At 40.6% G+C, this 16,311-nt stretch carries 16 protein-coding genes, 1 tRNA gene and 1 pseudogene; 9 read left to right on the top strand and 9 right to left on the bottom strand.

Going from position 1 to position 16,311, the window contains the following annotated elements; genetic code table 11:
* Window positions 1-13: 13 nt before the first annotated feature.
* Window positions 14-451, bottom strand: a complete 438-nt coding sequence (locus AC6JAD_RS08415; protein ID WP_461304795.1) for a retropepsin-like aspartic protease family protein — start codon at window positions 449-451, stop codon at window positions 14-16.
* A 43-nt stretch (window positions 452-494) separates the two neighbouring features.
* On the opposite strand from AC6JAD_RS08415, the gene AC6JAD_RS08420 reads away from it, so the two are divergent.
* The 3 genes from AC6JAD_RS08420 to AC6JAD_RS08430 all read left to right on the top strand — a co-directional run bounded on the left by AC6JAD_RS08420 (window position 495) and on the right by AC6JAD_RS08430 (window position 2,457).
* On the top strand, window positions 495-1,259 hold the full coding sequence (locus tag AC6JAD_RS08420) for a TatD family hydrolase (protein ID WP_461304796.1): 765 nt from the start codon (window positions 495-497) through the stop codon (window positions 1,257-1,259).
* Window positions 1,260-2,291, top strand: coding sequence for an asparaginase (locus AC6JAD_RS08425; protein ID WP_461304797.1), 1,032 nt, complete (start codon window positions 1,260-1,262; stop codon window positions 2,289-2,291). It abuts the gene before it with no gap.
* Between the two features lie 78 nt (window positions 2,292-2,369).
* Window positions 2,370-2,457 (top strand) — tRNA-Ser (locus tag AC6JAD_RS08430).
* Window positions 2,458-2,724: 267 nt separating this feature from the next.
* Here AC6JAD_RS08430 and AC6JAD_RS08435 read toward each other — a convergent pair.
* Entirely contained in the window at window positions 2,725-3,012 is a 288-nt protein-coding gene (locus AC6JAD_RS08435) for a hypothetical protein (RefSeq protein ID WP_461304798.1), read from the bottom strand.
* A gap of 265 nt (window positions 3,013-3,277) precedes the next feature.
* Here AC6JAD_RS08435 and AC6JAD_RS08440 point away from each other — a divergent pair, with 265 nt between their 5' ends.
* From AC6JAD_RS08440 to AC6JAD_RS08465, 6 genes are all read left to right on the top strand, one after another.
* On the top strand, window positions 3,278-3,562 hold the full coding sequence (locus tag AC6JAD_RS08440) for a hypothetical protein (RefSeq protein ID WP_461304799.1): 285 nt from the start codon (window positions 3,278-3,280) through the stop codon (window positions 3,560-3,562).
* A 307-nt stretch (window positions 3,563-3,869) separates the two neighbouring features.
* A complete protein-coding gene (locus AC6JAD_RS08445; RefSeq protein ID WP_461304800.1) occupies window positions 3,870-4,679 on the top strand; it encodes a MotA/TolQ/ExbB proton channel family protein in 810 nt (269 codons plus the stop codon).
* Between the two features lie 18 nt (window positions 4,680-4,697).
* On the top strand, window positions 4,698-5,126 hold the full coding sequence (locus AC6JAD_RS08450) for a hypothetical protein (protein WP_461304801.1): 429 nt from the start codon (window positions 4,698-4,700) through the stop codon (window positions 5,124-5,126).
* Window positions 5,127-5,753, top strand: coding sequence for an ExbD/TolR family protein (locus tag AC6JAD_RS08455; RefSeq protein WP_461304802.1), 627 nt, complete (start codon window positions 5,127-5,129; stop codon window positions 5,751-5,753).
* Between the two features lie 15 nt (window positions 5,754-5,768).
* Window positions 5,769-6,242, top strand: a complete 474-nt coding sequence (locus tag AC6JAD_RS08460; protein ID WP_461304803.1) for an ExbD/TolR family protein — start codon at window positions 5,769-5,771, stop codon at window positions 6,240-6,242.
* 79 nt (window positions 6,243-6,321) lie between these two features.
* A complete protein-coding gene (locus AC6JAD_RS08465) occupies window positions 6,322-7,035 on the top strand; it encodes an outer membrane beta-barrel protein (protein ID WP_461304804.1) in 714 nt (237 codons plus the stop codon).
* Here the strand turns inward: AC6JAD_RS08465 and AC6JAD_RS08470 are convergent.
* The 7 genes and pseudogenes from AC6JAD_RS08470 to pyrH all read right to left on the bottom strand — a co-directional run bounded on the left by AC6JAD_RS08470 (window position 7,030) and on the right by pyrH (window position 15,825).
* Complete coding sequence (locus tag AC6JAD_RS08470; RefSeq protein WP_461304805.1) at window positions 7,030-7,635, bottom strand: hypothetical protein; 606 nt, start codon at window positions 7,633-7,635, stop codon at window positions 7,030-7,032. The genes AC6JAD_RS08465 and AC6JAD_RS08470 overlap by 6 nt on opposite strands.
* Complete coding sequence (rpoN, locus tag AC6JAD_RS08475; protein ID WP_461304806.1) at window positions 7,635-9,092, bottom strand: RNA polymerase factor sigma-54; 1,458 nt, start codon at window positions 9,090-9,092, stop codon at window positions 7,635-7,637. The genes AC6JAD_RS08470 and rpoN overlap by 1 nt, the downstream gene beginning before the upstream one ends.
* A 94-nt stretch (window positions 9,093-9,186) precedes the next feature.
* A pseudogene (gene asnS / locus AC6JAD_RS08480) lies at window positions 9,187-10,638 on the bottom strand (asparagine--tRNA ligase).
* A gap of 60 nt (window positions 10,639-10,698) precedes the next feature.
* Window positions 10,699-13,101, bottom strand: a complete 2,403-nt coding sequence (locus tag AC6JAD_RS08485; protein WP_461304808.1) for an efflux RND transporter permease subunit — start codon at window positions 13,099-13,101, stop codon at window positions 10,699-10,701.
* A gap of 64 nt (window positions 13,102-13,165) precedes the next feature.
* Window positions 13,166-14,389: a DUF5686 family C-terminal domain-containing protein gene (locus tag AC6JAD_RS08490; protein WP_461304809.1), complete on the bottom strand. Its 1,224-nt coding sequence runs from the start codon at window positions 14,387-14,389 to the stop codon at window positions 13,166-13,168.
* A gap of 117 nt (window positions 14,390-14,506) precedes the next feature.
* Entirely contained in the window at window positions 14,507-15,061 is a 555-nt protein-coding gene (frr, locus tag AC6JAD_RS08495) for a ribosome recycling factor (RefSeq protein ID WP_461304810.1), read from the bottom strand.
* A 56-nt stretch (window positions 15,062-15,117) separates the two neighbouring features.
* On the bottom strand, window positions 15,118-15,825 hold the full coding sequence (gene pyrH / locus AC6JAD_RS08500) for a UMP kinase (RefSeq protein ID WP_461304811.1): 708 nt from the start codon (window positions 15,823-15,825) through the stop codon (window positions 15,118-15,120).
* Window positions 15,826-16,311: the final 486 nt, after the last annotated feature.

Genomic DNA, 16,311 nt, shown 5'->3' on the forward strand with positions numbered 1-16,311 from the left:
CTTGTGCCGCATATTATTTAATGTACATGCAATTTCTTCCGTAGTCAATAATTGCCCTTAGTTTCTTTAAAAGATCTGCTCCCAAAATGCCGTCTACTGCTGCTTCCTCTACCTGGTTCAGGGCTTCATTTACATGCGTTAGATTGAAAAGGATGAACTCCTGCTTTTTCAATAAGGTCTCCCCAAGCTTAAGCTCGTTCCCTTTGGCTAGCTCTGTTTCCATATTTGTGGCGCCTGCACCTGCTGCTTTTATGTCACTTTTTTCGCTTTTTAGGAGAAATTCGGAGGCGCTTTGCAGCCCAATGCAACTGGTCGAAGCACCAGTATCGACTATAAAATCCCCTTTCACCCCATTAACGTACAGTGTGGTTTTATAATGTCCGGTACTCAGCTTTTTAAGAGGAATCCGTTCGAAGTTTTGGTCTTCGAGAAAGTTTCGTAGGCTTGTCAATGTTTTTTTACAAAGATAGACAACAAAATACTAGATTTGCGCTATGTTAACAGATACGCATACCCATTTATACAGCGAAGCATTCGACGAAGATCGGGAAGCCATGATGAAGCGGGCTTTCGAGGTGGGTATAAAACGATTTTTTATACCTGCCATAGATTCCAGTTATACGAATGCCATGTATCGTTTGGAGGCGGCTTATCCTGAGCATGTATTCTTAATGATGGGACTGCATCCCACCTCTGTAAAGGAAAACTATGAGGAAGAACTGGCGCATGTGGAGTCTGAGTTCGAAAAACGCAAGTTCTTTGCGGTTGGCGAAATTGGGATCGATTTGTACTGGGACACTTCTACGTTGGGGATTCAGAAGATTGCCTTCAAAAGGCAGATTCAATTAGCAAAGAAACTAGGGCTACCCATAGTGATTCATTGCAGGGATGCTTTCGATGAGATTTTCGAAGTCCTGGAGACTGAAAGGGGCGAGGACCTCTTCGGAATTTTTCACTGTTTTACAGGAACTTTGGAACAGGCCAAAAGGGCCATAGGGTTCAATATGAAACTTGGTATTGGTGGTGTAGTTACCTTTAAAAACGGCAAGATCGATACCTTCTTGGATCAAATTCCCTTAGAGCATATTGTTTTGGAAACGGATTCCCCTTATCTTTCACCTGTTCCGTATCGCGGCAAGCGCAATGAGAGCAGTTACCTGTCTTTGGTGTGTAGGAAAATGTCTGAAGTGTATGGTGTAAGTGAAGATGAGATTGCAAGGATTACAACCGATAATTCGAAAAAAGTATTTGGCATATAAATGAGCTATACCCCGAACATATTACTTATTTACACTGGTGGAACCATTGGGATGATCAAGGAATTTGAAACAGGGGCCCTGAAAAATTTCAATTTCGATGACCTTCTGAAACACATTCCCGAACTCAAGTTGTTGGATTGTTCTATCGCCACCCAAAGTTTTCCAAACCCGATCGATAGCTCGAATATGAATCCTACGTATTGGGCGCACTTGGCTTCAATGATAGAGGAGGCGTACGATGACTTCGATGGTTTTGTGGTCCTTCACGGAAGCGATACCATGTCGTATACGGCTTCTGCCTTGAGCTTTATGTTTCAAAACCTCGCAAAGCCCATTATTTTTACAGGATCTCAATTACCTATTGGGGATTTGCGAACCGATGCCAAGGAGAATTTAATTACTTCCATTCAGATTGCTGCTTTACAGGAGAAGGGGAAACCTAAGATCGCAGAGGTTGGCCTCTATTTCGAATATAAACTGTACCGCGCAAACCGCACCACCAAAATAAATGCAGAACATTTTGAAGCCTTTGCTTCATTAAATTATCCGGCATTGGCAGAAAGTGGGGTGCACTTATCCATTAATGATGCTGCCTTGTTGCAGCCAAACAGAAGGAAGAAACTGAAGGTGCAGAAGGACTTGGATTCCCATATCGTATTGTTAAAGATATTCCCTGGTTTGGATGAGGATACAGTGGCTCACATTTTTTCTTTCGAGCAAATGAAAGGGCTTATCCTGGAAACGTATGGCAGTGGTAATGTAACCAGTGAAGACTGGTTTTTGAAACAACTAAAAACGGTGGGCCAGCGGAACATTCCCATTGTGAATGTGACCCAATGTTCTGGGGGAAGTGTTTCTATGGGACTTTATGAAACCAGTGTTGGGCTTAAGAAACTGGGTGTAATTTCCGGGAAGGATATGACTACGGAGGCTGCGGTGGCTAAAATGATGTATTTATTGGGGCAGGGAATTCCCAAGGAAAACTTCAAGATATTTTTCGAAACACCATTACGGGGCGAGATGATGCAATAAATAGGGTCGATTTTTATATTGAAGCCCAATTTTTTTGTTATTTTTGCGACCCTTTTTGCCTGTAATGGCAAAACAATTAGAGAGGTGGCCGAGTGGTCGAAGGCGCACGCCTGGAAAGTGTGTATACGCCAAAAGCGTATCGAGGGTTCGAATCCCTTCCTCTCTGCAACCCAAAACCCGCAACTCTGTTGCGGGTTTTTTCGTTTCCGGAAGGAACGAATTCTGTTTCTGTTTCAGATGGGAAACGAAAAAAAGGGTTCGCAAAGCGAACTGGGTTTTGGGTTGTGCAAGATTCCCATTCCCTTTACAGCTACATTATCCCATCCCCAAAAAAAGGAGCCCTAGTAGAATAACGCTCAGTAACAATACAATAAGGCAAATAAGGAGTATGCCCGAGTACACGGCGGTACGATCCAGCCGTTTTCGTATCTGTTCAAGAGGATCGTCCATCGCACCCTTTTTGCAGTTGGTCCATAAGTCTTTCCTTGGCTTTCGCCTTCTTGTCTGCAAGTGCTTGGTAATGCAACGCGGCTTGTGCAATGCCGTCTTCGATGGTTTGATGGGGTATGCCCCCATTGAGCACATTCGATATGTGGCTTTTTGAGTAAGGACTGCCATCCTTTCGGAAGATCTTCTTTTGTATGAAAAATTGATGGATGGCAGAAAGCGCCCTGTTCCCGATAACTTGCTTTATAAGTTCCTTTTCTTGTTCCGTAATCATAGGTATTCAGCTATTGCGGGGGTAGGTATTTTAGTGTTATATTTGTGTAAGTTTTGTTTAAGGATTGTACATAATAACAAAGTTTGAAAAAATTATATACATATCCTAATTAATTGAATAAATAATCGACATCAAGACATACATAGCACCCAATCTATTCTATTTACGGGAACTTACAGGTAAAAGCCAAACCGAGTTTGGTGCCCTGTTCAATCTTACCAGGGGAAAAATAAACTCCTACGAAGGTGCCAGCGAACCACGGGTTGTGAAGCTAATCGAGATTGCCCGTTATTTTTGCATTTCGGTAGAAACCTTGGTATTGGTCGATTTAAGGGAAAAGAACTTCAAGTTAAAGCCCAATACTGCGCAGCAGGTTAACGAACCCACGGCCGACTATGTGATTTTCGATGAAAATGGCTTAGAGGATATTGCCGATTTTGTGACCGATAACCACACGGAGCTATTGAAAAACAAAACCTATCGCTTTTGGTTCGAGAAAGAGGTCTACCAGAATTCCTTGAAAGTGATCAAGGAGGAAATGCCCAAATAGCTTAAAAACGAATATTTCGTTCTGTCTTCAAATGGCTTTTAGTGGCCATAAGCTATACCTTAATATATACGGAATACCCATACCGCTTTTTCTATTTATTGTAGTTTTCAAAGAATTCGCGATTCTATGGGGTAGAAACCTCTTCATTTATAAATTATAGGTAATGTATTGGAGGATATCGTGTTAAAATATATTTTTGGAAAGGATATTGTGGGAAACCCCGTAGAATCTTATTATTATTGTACAATAACTAATTATTTTTATATCTTTAAACCTTTAACTAAAAACAAACTTTAAGTCGATAGCAATGAAAAAATTATTTTCTATTCTAGCAATTGCAGCCATGATTTTTGCGGGAACCAACAACGCAAGTGCAAACGCTGCTCAAACCGTGCCAACTAACGTACAATCATTAGTGACGGCATCTACAGTTACCATAGTTCAAGAAGACGGAGCTTCCTCGGATGCCGATGGAGAGTCTGAAGGTTTCCACCAAGAGCTTAAAAAGCGTTTTATCGAGGGTGGTCCTGGATTTATGGGAATTGTATTATTGTGTTTAATTCTTGGTCTAGCCATTGCTATTGAAAGAATTATTTATCTAAACCTATCTACTACAAACACTCAGAAATTGGCCAACAATGTAGAGGATGCGTTAAACAGTGGAGGAATCGAAGCTGCTAAGGAAGTATGTAGAAATACAAAAGGTCCTGTTGCTTCCATATACTATCAAGGTCTAGACCGTGCCAACGAGAGCATCGATGCAGCTGAGAAAGCAGTAGTATCTTATGGAGGTGTTCAAATGGGACAGTTAGAAAAGAATGTATCTTGGGTATCTTTATTTATCGCCTTGGCACCAATGCTTGGTTTCATGGGTACGGTAATCGGGATGATTCAGGCTTTCGATAAAATTGAAGCAGCTGGAGATATGAACCCATCACTTGTAGCAGGGGGTATTAAAGTAGCCCTTCTTACTACGGTATTTGGTCTTATTGTAGCTATTATCCTTCAGATTTTCTATAACTATATCATTGCTAAAATCGATAGCATCGTAAACAGTATGGAGGATGCTTCTATCACATTGATCGATATGTTGGTAGACTACAAAAACAAAAAATAATCTAACAACAGAGATACAATGGGATTACATAAAATAATAAAGATTGTCGCTATAATTCTCTGCCTGGTAGGTATCGTATTCTTTGGAATGATCATTTCCAAAGGCGATGAAGTGGTAAAAGCCACCGGAGAAGGAGTAGACGGATACTTATACGTGGCGTATGTGGTTTTTGCACTCATACTCGCATTCGTATTGATCTTTGTTCTCAAGGGTCTTGCCCAAGGGAACATAAAGAAGACACTAATATCTATTGGAGCCTTTTTGGTTGTTGTAGCCATTGCATATGGATTGGCGCAAGGAGTTGAGACTCCAATGAAAGACGATGAGGTACTGTCGGCTAGTGGTTCAAGATGGGTTGGAGCTGGGCTCTATGCCTTCTATTTCTTGGCTATCGTAGCTATAGGTGCTATGTTATGGGGTGGCATGAAAAAATTAACAAGTAAGTAAATGGCTAGAAGATCAACACCCGAAGTTAATGCGGGGTCTATGGCAGACATAGCATTCCTTCTGCTTATCTTTTTCCTGGTTACGACAACCATCGAAAAAGACAAGGGGATTGCTAGACAATTACCACCGAAACAAGAAGATATTCCTGATGACGTAATCATAAAACAAAAGAACTTGTTTGTGGTTAATGTTAACAGAAGTGATCAATTGTTGGTGGAAGAAGAGCTGATGGAACTTAAAGATCTGCGTCAAGCCGCTATCGACTTCATAGATAATGGTGGGGCACCAGCAGGTTCTCCAGAGCATTGTAATTATTGTCAGGGAGATCGCCTTCCAGATTCATCGGATAATCCAGACAAGGCTGTAATCTCCGTTCAGAATGACCGATTGACTTCCTATGGAATGTATATCGCCGTTCAGAACGAATTGGTAGCAGCATATAATTTCTTGCGTAATAGAGAGTCACAACGTTTGTACGGCTGGGACTTTACGGAGATGAAAAAATCCATTGACGAAGGTCAAATCACCGGATCGAGAAAAGATGATATTCAAGAGAAAATCAAGAACATTCAAGCAATGATTCCTCTGAAATTATCTGAAGCGGAGCCTAAGAAGGCTGGATCTTAAAAAAGTATAATATATATGTCAAAGTTTAAAAAGAAAAAAGGCGGAGAAATCCCAGCGGTGAACACAGCGTCACTTCCAGATATTGTATTTATGCTTTTATTCTTCTTTATGGTAGTAACTGTACTAAGGGATACAAACCTTTTGGTTCAGCAGACATTGCCTAAAGGAGATCAGGTAGAGAAGCTTCAGAAAGATCGTTCTGTTTTCATTTACGCAGGAAAACCAAGTCCGCGTTACCAGAAACAGTACGGTACCGAAGGTAAAATACAGATCGGGGATAAATACACAAGCATAGATGCATTACCAGCAGCACTTACCGAAGCAAGGGAAAAGCTTAGGGAAGAGCTAAGGGGTTCTGTGAATGTCGCTTTAAAAGTAGATGAAGAGACCAATACTGGTTTGATATCCGATATCAAACAGGAATTGAGAGAATTGCAGATGTATAAAGTAATTTACATTACATCTCCAGGAAACCAAGTAGATAATTAATTTCTATATATCTTTCCATATAAAATCGCCTTGATAACTCAAGGCGATTTTTGTTTTACAGAATTCCTATCTTTATCCTATGGCCTTGAATAAAAGATTCTTTTTCCTTCTTCTCTTATTTATAAACACCCCTTTTTGTTGGGCGCAAGAAGAGGAGGAGGGTGCCAGTGTCTTTATAGACGATACATACCGTGAGGATCAATTGTATATTGGTGTCACCTATAACCTCTTAACAAGCGTGCCCAGTGGAGTAAACCTTCAAGGAGTGTCGGGTGGTATCGAATTTGGATACCTTCGGGACATGCCCATTAATGAACGAAGAAATATGGCTGTGGCCCTTGGGTTGGGCCTTAATTTTGATCAGATGGGCCAAACCCTTTTCATTGGCGAAGAGCCGGACGAATCGACTATTTTCAGGGTGCTCGATAATACCATAGATTACGATAGTAATAGATTTAGCACGGCCACCATAGAAGTTCCTTTCGAGTTCAGGTGGCGAACTTCTACTGCAGAAGAATTCCGCTTTTGGAGGATTTACACGGGACTTCGGGTAGGATACACCTATTGGTATAGGGCGCGGTTTAAACAGGCAGGAAATCAAGTGAGTCAAACGGATATTCCAGAGTTCGATAGAATGCGCTTATCTGCTCATCTCAGTTTTGGGTATGGGACTTTTAATTTCTATACCTCCTACAGTATAAATCCTTATTTTAAAGATGCCAAAACGGTCGATACTGGGGAAAGCATCGATTTCAGAACCCTTAAACTTGGGATTATTTTCTATATCCTATAACCAGAATTGTAGCATTAGTAATTGGGGAACGATCCCTATTACAAGGCCCAGGACCAATTCTGGGGGCGTATGGGAATGAGTGGCCAAACGGGAAGAGGCTACCCAACCATTACCGAATAATAAGAGGCCAATAAGCAAAAGCATATTAATCTGAAAATGTACGCTCAAGGCAATCACAAACATGGTAGTTCCTGCAATTCCAATTTGGTGTAAACTCACCTTGATTTTGAACATAACCAATATGAGTGCCGAGATACTTGAAAATAGAATGCCTACATAGAAATAATACATTTCTGGGGCATCATAAGGATCAAAGACCATTTTCACCACCAAGAGCATAAGCAAGCACTGAATCATCAGCGGAATCTTGCGCTCCTTTACATCGGATAGCTGAGATGTTTGAATTAACCCTAAATTCTTTAGTAAAAAGTAGAATACAATAGGAATTAGGAAGGTGATGATAAAAACTGCAAGTAATTTTGTTTGAATGACCTGTTGGTCAATGTACCTTGGTGTTACATAAAAATAAATCCCGGTGCCCAGTATAGGCATCAATAAAGGATGGAGGACATAGGCGCCCAAGCGAAGGAAGCTATCCATCAAATTTCTTTTCGGAGTCTGGCAACAGGCAAGTCCAATTGCTCCCTGTATTTTGCAACGGTTCGTCGCGCAATAGGGTACCCTTTCTCTTTCAGGATTTTCGCCAGTTTGTCGTCCGTTAATGGTTTTTTCTTGTCCTCTTCCCCTATGGTAATCTCCAGGATTTTCTTTATTTCCTTAGTGGAAACGTCTTCTCCTTGATCGTTTTTCATGGATTCACTGAAGAAGTCCTTTATAAGTTTAGTACCATAAGGTGTATCTACATATTTACTGTTTGCCACCCGGGATACCGTAGAAACATCCATATCGATCTTATCGGCAATATCCTTTAAGATCATGGGCTTGAGTTTACGCTCATCACCAGAAAGAAAATATTCTTCCTGATGATGCATAATAGCATTCATCGTAACAAATAGAGTCTGCTGACGCTGCTTAATGGCATCTATAAACCATTTGGCAGCATCCAGTTTTTGTTTTATAAAAAGAACGGCGTCCTTTTGCGATTTCGATTTGTCCTTAGCATCCTTGTACCCCTTTAGCATATTGGTATACTCTCTGGAAACGTGTAGCTCTGGCGCATTTCTGCCGTTAAGTGTAAGCTCCAACTCCCCATCCATAATCTTAATGGCAAAATCGGGTACCACATGCTCTATAATTCGGGTATTGCCAGAATACGTTCCTCCAGGTTTGGGGTTCAATCCTTCAATTTCGGAAATCGCATCGCGCAATTCATCTTCACTAATGTCGAACTTAGAAAGTAGTTTTTTGTAATGCTTCTTCGTAAAATGATCGAACGCCTCCTTAATAATTTCGGTAGCCAATTCTACGGAAGGGGAATCCGTTTTTCGATCCAACTGAAGGAGAAGGCATTCTTGAAGGTTTCTGGCAGCAACTCCAGCAGGATCCAATTCTTGTACGATGGCAAGAACTCCTTCAATTTTCCCTTCCGAAGTATAGACATTTTGCGTAAACGCCAAGTCGTCCACTATATCCTGTAGATCACGGCGTATGTAACCGCTTTCATCAACACTGCCCACTAAAAACTGTGCAATTTCCTTTTCTTCTTCGTTTAATCGATAGGTATTTAGTTGTTGCAGTAGGTATTGGTTGAAAGAGGTTCCTGAGGCATAAGGGGTTTGCTTTTCTTCGTCGTCTGCACTATAGTTATTGGCAGAGAGCTTATAGCTGGGAATTTCGTCATCACTTAAATAGTCATCCACATTTATTTCGGTCTCAATGGATTCCGAGTCGTTAAAATCATCGAATTCATCATTACTGAATTCATCATCTAAAGTATCCTTTTCGTCCTTCCCACCTTCAAGAGCTGGGTTTTCTTCAAGCTCTTGCGAAATCCGCTGTTCGAATGCCTGTGTGGGCAATTGAATCAACTTCATCAGCTGGATTTGCTGAGGTGAAAGTTTCTGGGATAGTTTAAAATTTAATTGTTGTTTTAACATAGAATGACTACTTGTTGTTAAAATTAAAAAAATCCGCCTACTTAGGGTACAAGATAGACGGATTTAATAGGATATTATGAGGTTTTTATTGCATTTAGAACTCTGCATTGCCTGGGGTTCGGGGATATGGAATGACATCCCGGATATTCCCCATTCCAGTAACGAATAGAACCAAGCGCTCAAATCCAAGTCCAAATCCACTATGGACACAGGTTCCGTACTTTCTCAAGTCCAAATACCAATACAATTCATCTTCCGGAATGTCCATGGCTTCCATCTTTTGCCTTAGGACATCGTAACGCTCTTCACGCTGGGAACCTCCCACAATTTCACCAATTCCTGGAAACAGGACATCCATAGCACGAACGGTCTTCTCATCATCATTCAGGCGCATATAGAAAGATTTTATATCGGCAGGATAGTCAAAAAGGATCACAGGGCACTTAAAGTGCTTTTCTACCAAGAATCGCTCGTGCTCACTTTGTAGGTCTGCTCCCCATTGGTCTATTGGGAATTTGAATTTCTTCTTTTTGTTGGGCTTAGAATTTCTTAAAATATCTATGGCCTCTGTATAAGTAACCCTTTTAAATTGATTGTCTACCACAAAATGCAGTTTTTCCCTCAAGGACATTTCGCTGCGCTCTGCTTGCGGCTTGCTTTTGTCTTCCTGTATCAAACGGTTTTCCAAAAACTCCAAATCGTCCTGGCAGTGATCCAATGCATACTGAATAACGTACTTAATGAAATCTTCTGCAAGATCCATATTGTCATCAAGATCGTAGAACGCCATCTCGGGTTCTATCATCCAGAATTCTGCTAAATGACGTGAAGTATTGGAGTTTTCTGCCCTAAAAGTTGGGCCGAATGTATAGATTTTTCCTCATCCCATGGCATAGGTTTCACCTTCCAATTGACCACTTACGGTTAGGTTGGTTTCCTTTCCGAAAAAATCCTGTTTGTAATCTACCGAGCCATCTTCCGCAAGCGGAGGGTTTTTGGCATCCAAGGTTGTTACGCGAAACATTTCCCCAGCACCTTCGGCATCACTACCCGTAATTAATGGGGAGTGCATATAATAGAATCCATTTTTCTGGAAGTATTCATGTACCGCAAAGGCCAATTTGGAACGAAGTCTCATCACTGCACCAAAGGTATTGGTACGAACCCGCAAATGCGCTTGTTCCCTCAGTTTCTCCAATGTATGGCGCTTAGGGGATAAAATAGTGAGCTTTACATCTTCTGGATTAGCTTCCCCAAGAATTTCAATATTAGAAACTTGAATTTCAACATTCTGTCCCTGTCCTTGGCTTTCTACCAAAGTTCCTTCCACCTGAACGGCGGCGCCCACAGTTACCTTTTTCAGTAGCTCTTCTTCAAAATTTTCAAAATCGACTACACATTGAATGTTCTTGATGGTAGAGCCATCATTTAATGCAATAAAGCGGTTGCTGCGAAATGCCTTTACCCATCCCGAAACAGATATTTGGGCCGCAGATGGTGTGCTTTGAATAAGTTCTATAATCTCTTTTTGTTGCGCTCGTTTCATTTTTGTGCTGAAAAAATGGTTGATAGTTTTTAGCTAAAAATAGGCCGTAAAGATACTTTTTTAATTCTGAAATTCGTCTGGATCTTCTGTCGAAGGGGGAAGGATTTCAAGAGCCGGTTTTTTGAGGGTTTGCTGATTGGCAATATTTCGTTCCAAAGAAAGCAATAGCGACGGAAGAAGTAATAAATTGGCTAACATAGCAAACAACAGGGTGGCAGAAACAAGGGCGCCTAATGCTACCGTGCCTCCAAAACTTGAAATGGTAAATACCGAGAAGCCAAAGAACAATACGATGGACGTATAGAACATACTAACCCCGGTTTCTTTGAGGGCCGCATACACCGAACGTTTAATTTTCCAGTTGTTCACCAATAATTCTTGTCTGTACTTGGCAAGAAAATGAATAGTGTCATCTACCGAGATTCCAAAGGCAATACTAAATACCAATATAGTCGACGGTTTGATGGGGACACCCAGGAAGCCCATTAATCCAGCCGTGATAAGCAAGGGCAGTAAATTTGGGATGAGGGAAACCAATATCATCTTCACATTTCGGAACATCCAGGCCATGAATACAGCAATCAAAAGAATAGCAAGTGAAAGTGAAAGAACTAGGTTATTTACCAAGTATTTGGTTCCTTTCTCAAAAATGAAAGCCTTACCGGTAATGGAAACATTGTACCTGTCGGCCGGGAATATCTTTTCAATTTTAGCACGCAAATCCTCTTCAATCCTGTCAAAACGCTGAGTTTGCGTATCCTTCATAAACGTGGTTATCCTGGCGTACTGACCAGTAGTATCTACATAGCTGGAAAGCAAATTTGTACTGTTGGCACTATTCTTTGCGTACGACAAAATAAAAGTTCTTTCTTGGCTATTTGGTAGCTGATAATACTCTGGGTTGTTATTGTAATAGGCCTGTTTCGAATACTTCACTAAATCCACCACTGAAATGGTTTTGGAAAGTTCCGGTATTTCTTCAATATACGATTCCAGTTCGTCCATACGCTTTAAGGTGGCCAATTTCATCACCCCTTTTTTGCGCTTGGTGTCGATAAGTATTTCTAGGGGCATGATCCCTTCATATTCCTTTTCAAAGAATTTGATGTCACTGTAAAACTCTTTCCCTTTCGGCATATCTTCTATAAGACTTCCGGAAAGCTTTATTTGGTTTATTCCAATAATACTCGCGCATAGCATACCTATGGTGACTATAAAAATGGCTATGCGATGCTCACGAACCATGCGCTCCATCCAATTTACAAATCGACCTATCCAACGTTTGTTAAGGTGTTTTAAATGCTTGTATTTTGGAACGGCCATATAGCTGTACACAATAGGAATGATGAACAGGCTCAATAAGAAAATGGCAATGATATTAATGGAAGCCACGGTACCGAATTCCTTAAGCAACTTACTATTGGTAAGGATAAATGTGGCAAATCCGGAAGCCGTTGTCACATTGGTCATAAGGGTGGCATTCCCCACCTTGGTAATGACACGTTGCAGGGATTTGGCCTGATTACCGTGCAATTTTATTTCCTGCTGATACTTATTGATAAGGAATATACAATTGGGAATCCCAATTACAATAATGAGTGGTGGAATGAGTGCCGTAAGTACTGTGATCTCGTATTTAAGAAGGCCAAGAACCCCAAATGCCCACATCACCCCAATGATTACCGTAACCATAGAAATGAAAGTTGCCCTAAAGGATCTGAAGAAGAAAAAGAAGATCAGTGAGGTCACTAGAAGGGCAGCACCAATAAACATCCCTATTTCATCAATAATGTTTTGTGAGTTTAGGGTGCGGATATACGGCATTCCACTGGTATACACGTTTACCTTCGTTTTGGCCTCAAATTCTTGTATGAGTGGAATGAGGTCTAGGGTAATAAAATCTTTTCTCGCGGGGGTGTTTACAATGTCCTTTTTTAGGTAGACCGCAGTGCGTACCGATTTTTTGTTTGGACTGTACACCAAACCACTGTAAAAAGGTAGTTTGTTGAAGAGTTCGTACTTATATCGATCCAGTTTTTCTTGATCCAATACGGAGTCCTGAATAAAAGGAACTAAATCGAAAATTGCCGAATCATTCCGTTTTTCCAATTTTTTAAGATCCCCAATGGAAAGAGTGACATCAACTTCATCATAGCCGGAAATTTCCATGGCTAAGTCGGACCAGGCCTTGAATACCTCTGGTTGAAATAAGGTGGAGTCCTTTACACCCAGTATGATTAAGTTTCCTTCTTCCCCAAAGGTGTCCAGGAACTGAACATATTCTTTATTGAATTCGTGATCGTCGGGAAGTAGGTTGGCTTCGGTGTAGGTAAAACGCATGTGTTTCCATTGCATTGCCATGAAAACCGTTACTCCAATTATGCCAATAATGATTAGGGTCCTATTGCGAAGGATAAACCGAGCTACCGCACTCCAAAATCCGATACTAAAAAGCTTGTTCAAACCCCTAAAGTTGAAAGTCGCGCAAAGGTATTAAAATACCTAGGATTGAAGGGCTAAAAGGGTGTTATATTTTTAGGTTGAAGGTGAATTTGAAAGAAATGTTGTCCTCAAAATCAGGCAAGTGATAAAATCCATAACGGTATGCGAAACTCAATCCAAAACCAAATAAGATTCTATTGAGCTCGAATCCTGATTCGGAATAGAGTTCATTTAGGGTGTTAAAAGCAATTCCTAAATGTTCTTCAGGATTTTTTAAATTCCCAATCGCATGTCGCGTAATGAATACCAACTCGGGTTTAAAGGTGTCCGAAATATAAAACCTACGCAAGCTATGCTTTCCTTGAAAGAAGATGAGTTGGTCCGAGAAGAACTCACCAAAGTACATGGTCTCAAAACTACGTGTCCCTGCTACCGAAAACCGTTGCAAGATCTCATCCTTGGTTGGGGCATTGGGATAGGAATGGAACAAATGGGTAAGTGGTACGTCCCCAAAAGCTGCCATGCCTTCCAATAAAAAATTGCTGGATGACAAATCTGTCCGTTTTATGTAGTAGTCTAACTTCAATCCCAGTTTGGTATAATTGAAATCACTCTTGGCAATGTTTTTAATTCCCTGCGTTACCTGTGCACTAATTTTTGGGAATCCGTCAAAATATTCGATCCTGCCATCATCTGCTGTAACAAACTTAGTCTTGGGGCTAATCCTAAAGGAAAGTGTCGCTTCTGTGGTGTGATAATTTCTATAGGTTTCACCGTCTTTAAAGAATTGATAATCCTCTATCTGATCTATTTTAGTTCGGGAGACCTTTATTTCAGAAAGGATTTTGGGTGAAAATTCGTGCTGTAAGCTACTTTGCCAAGTACGGTATTTGTAGAATTGAATAACATTGATGCGTCGCGGTTCGAAAACGGAATAGACACGGGCATCTGTTAAATAGGCAAAACTGCCAATTTCACTGATATCGTTAATGTAATAGAGATCCCACCACGTATTGGTTTCCGGGTGTAGGCGTAAGTTGCCTCCCAAACTGTACTTGTAATTTTTATCCTTGAAACCGTAAGCAGCATATCCGCCTACCTTGAAATTTTCGAATAGTCGTTCATTGGTGATTCCACCAAATCCCAAACGGAAAGATTCGTAATTGTTGTATTTTATGAAGTATCGAAGATCTACATCGAAAAAACCAAGTGGATAGTAGCCACTGGAAAATGGGCTTTCCTTCTTTGTTTTTGGAATACTATCATTGCTTGCATTGGTAACAGTTTGTCCATAGGAAAACTGGGGCAAACCTAACACAAGTAATAAAAAAAGGAGGCCTATTCGCAATGTGAGGTATTTGGGATAAAGGTATAAATAAAGCGGCAATGGGGCCGCTTTATTGTATTTTGTTTAACGACATAAAGATTAGACCGTCATGATTTCAGACTCCTTCGTCGCATACATATCATCTATCTTTTTGATGTGCGCATCTGTCATTTCCTGAATATCGATTTCAAGGTTCTTTTTCATGTCATCGCTAACATCCAGTCCCTTAATTTCATTATTTGCACTTTTCCTATCGTTCCGAACCCCAATTTTAGATTCTTCAGATTCGGCCTTTGCCTGCTTGGCCAGTTCTCGTCGCCGTTCTTCGGTTAATGGAGGAACATTAATAATAACGCTTTCCCCATTATTCATTGGATTGAAACCAAGGTTAGCAGCATGAATTCCCTTTTCTATTTCTGGAATCATGGCTTTTTCCCAAGGCTGAATAGTGATCGTCATTCCGTCTGGGGTGTTTACATTGGCGACCTGGCCCAAAGGAGTTTGACTGCCATAATAATCTACCATGACACCATTTAACATCGCTGGACTTGCCTTGCCGGCTCTAATATTTGCCAACTTCTTTTCCAAGCGCAGTAGGGCATTCCCCATTGATTCCTTGGTGCTGTCGATAATAAATTTAATTTCTTCTTCCATACTCAAAGTTAAATTTTTCTTCGGAAATGCAACAATTGTTCCAAAAAAGTCCTTGCTTATAGGTTCACTTTGGTCCCTACTTTTTCCCCGGATACCACTTTCATCAAATTCCCTTTGGTATTCATATCGAATACAATTATGGGGAGTTCGTTTTCTTGACTCAAAGTAAAAGCAGTTGTATCCATAACCTTCAAGCCCTTTTTCAATACTTCATCAAAACTGATAAAATCGAATTTTGTTGCCTTGTCGTCTTTTTCTGGGTCACTGGTGTAAATACCATCTACACGGGTTCCTTTCAAAATAACATCAGCTTCAATTTCTATGGCTCTTAGCACTGCGGCACTATCGGTTGTGAAATACGGATTACCAGTACCACCTCCAAAAATCACCACACGGCCTTTTTCCAGATGGCGAATGGCTTTACGACGAATGAAGGGCTCTGCTACTTCATTTATTTTAATGGCACTCTGCAAACGGGTTGGGATACCCTCGTCTTCCATGGCACTTTGTAATGCCAAACCATTAATAACCGTTGCCAACATGCCCATATGATCTCCTTGTACACGGTCCATTCCTTTACTGGCTCCTGCCACACCCCTAAAAATATTTCCACCACCGATCACGATCGCAACTTCGACCCCTTTGTTGGTAATTTCCTTTATTTCTTGGGCATATTCCTTGAGTCTTTCGGGGTCAATTCCATATTGTCGGTTTCCCATAAGGGCTTCCCCAGAAAGTTTTAGTAAGATTCTTTTGTATTGCATGCTGGTTGCTGGTGTTTTGCTGGCGCAAAAATAGCGAAAATTTGACATCCAACTGGCGATTTGGGAGTTGAAATCTAGATACGACCTCTTTCAATTAACGAAACGAACGCTATAAGAGAAGGATGCCAAGATAGATACTGACTATTAAAATAACAGGAATTAGGAGTACATGGAACCAACTATTCACAAAATAAGTGTCGTGAACGTTGAATTCCATAATTAGAGAAAGGAATATCCAGCTGAAATGGAAAAATTGGATTAATCGCTTTCCTTTCCATCTATGGGACTTCTTTCAATTCCATACTCAATTTCAAACACTCATTTTTAAACTGTTTCCTCCTGAAATTGTATTATTACACCCTCTTTTTTTAGGACTTTTTTGGTTTTTTAAAATGTCATATTGTTTTTCAAAGAACAATAAAAACCAGCAGTTAATCATTTCGACAACTACTGGTTTCTAAATATTTAAAATTATTTTCAAGTCTA

It is taken from the genome of Aureisphaera sp. (assembly GCF_059726885.1).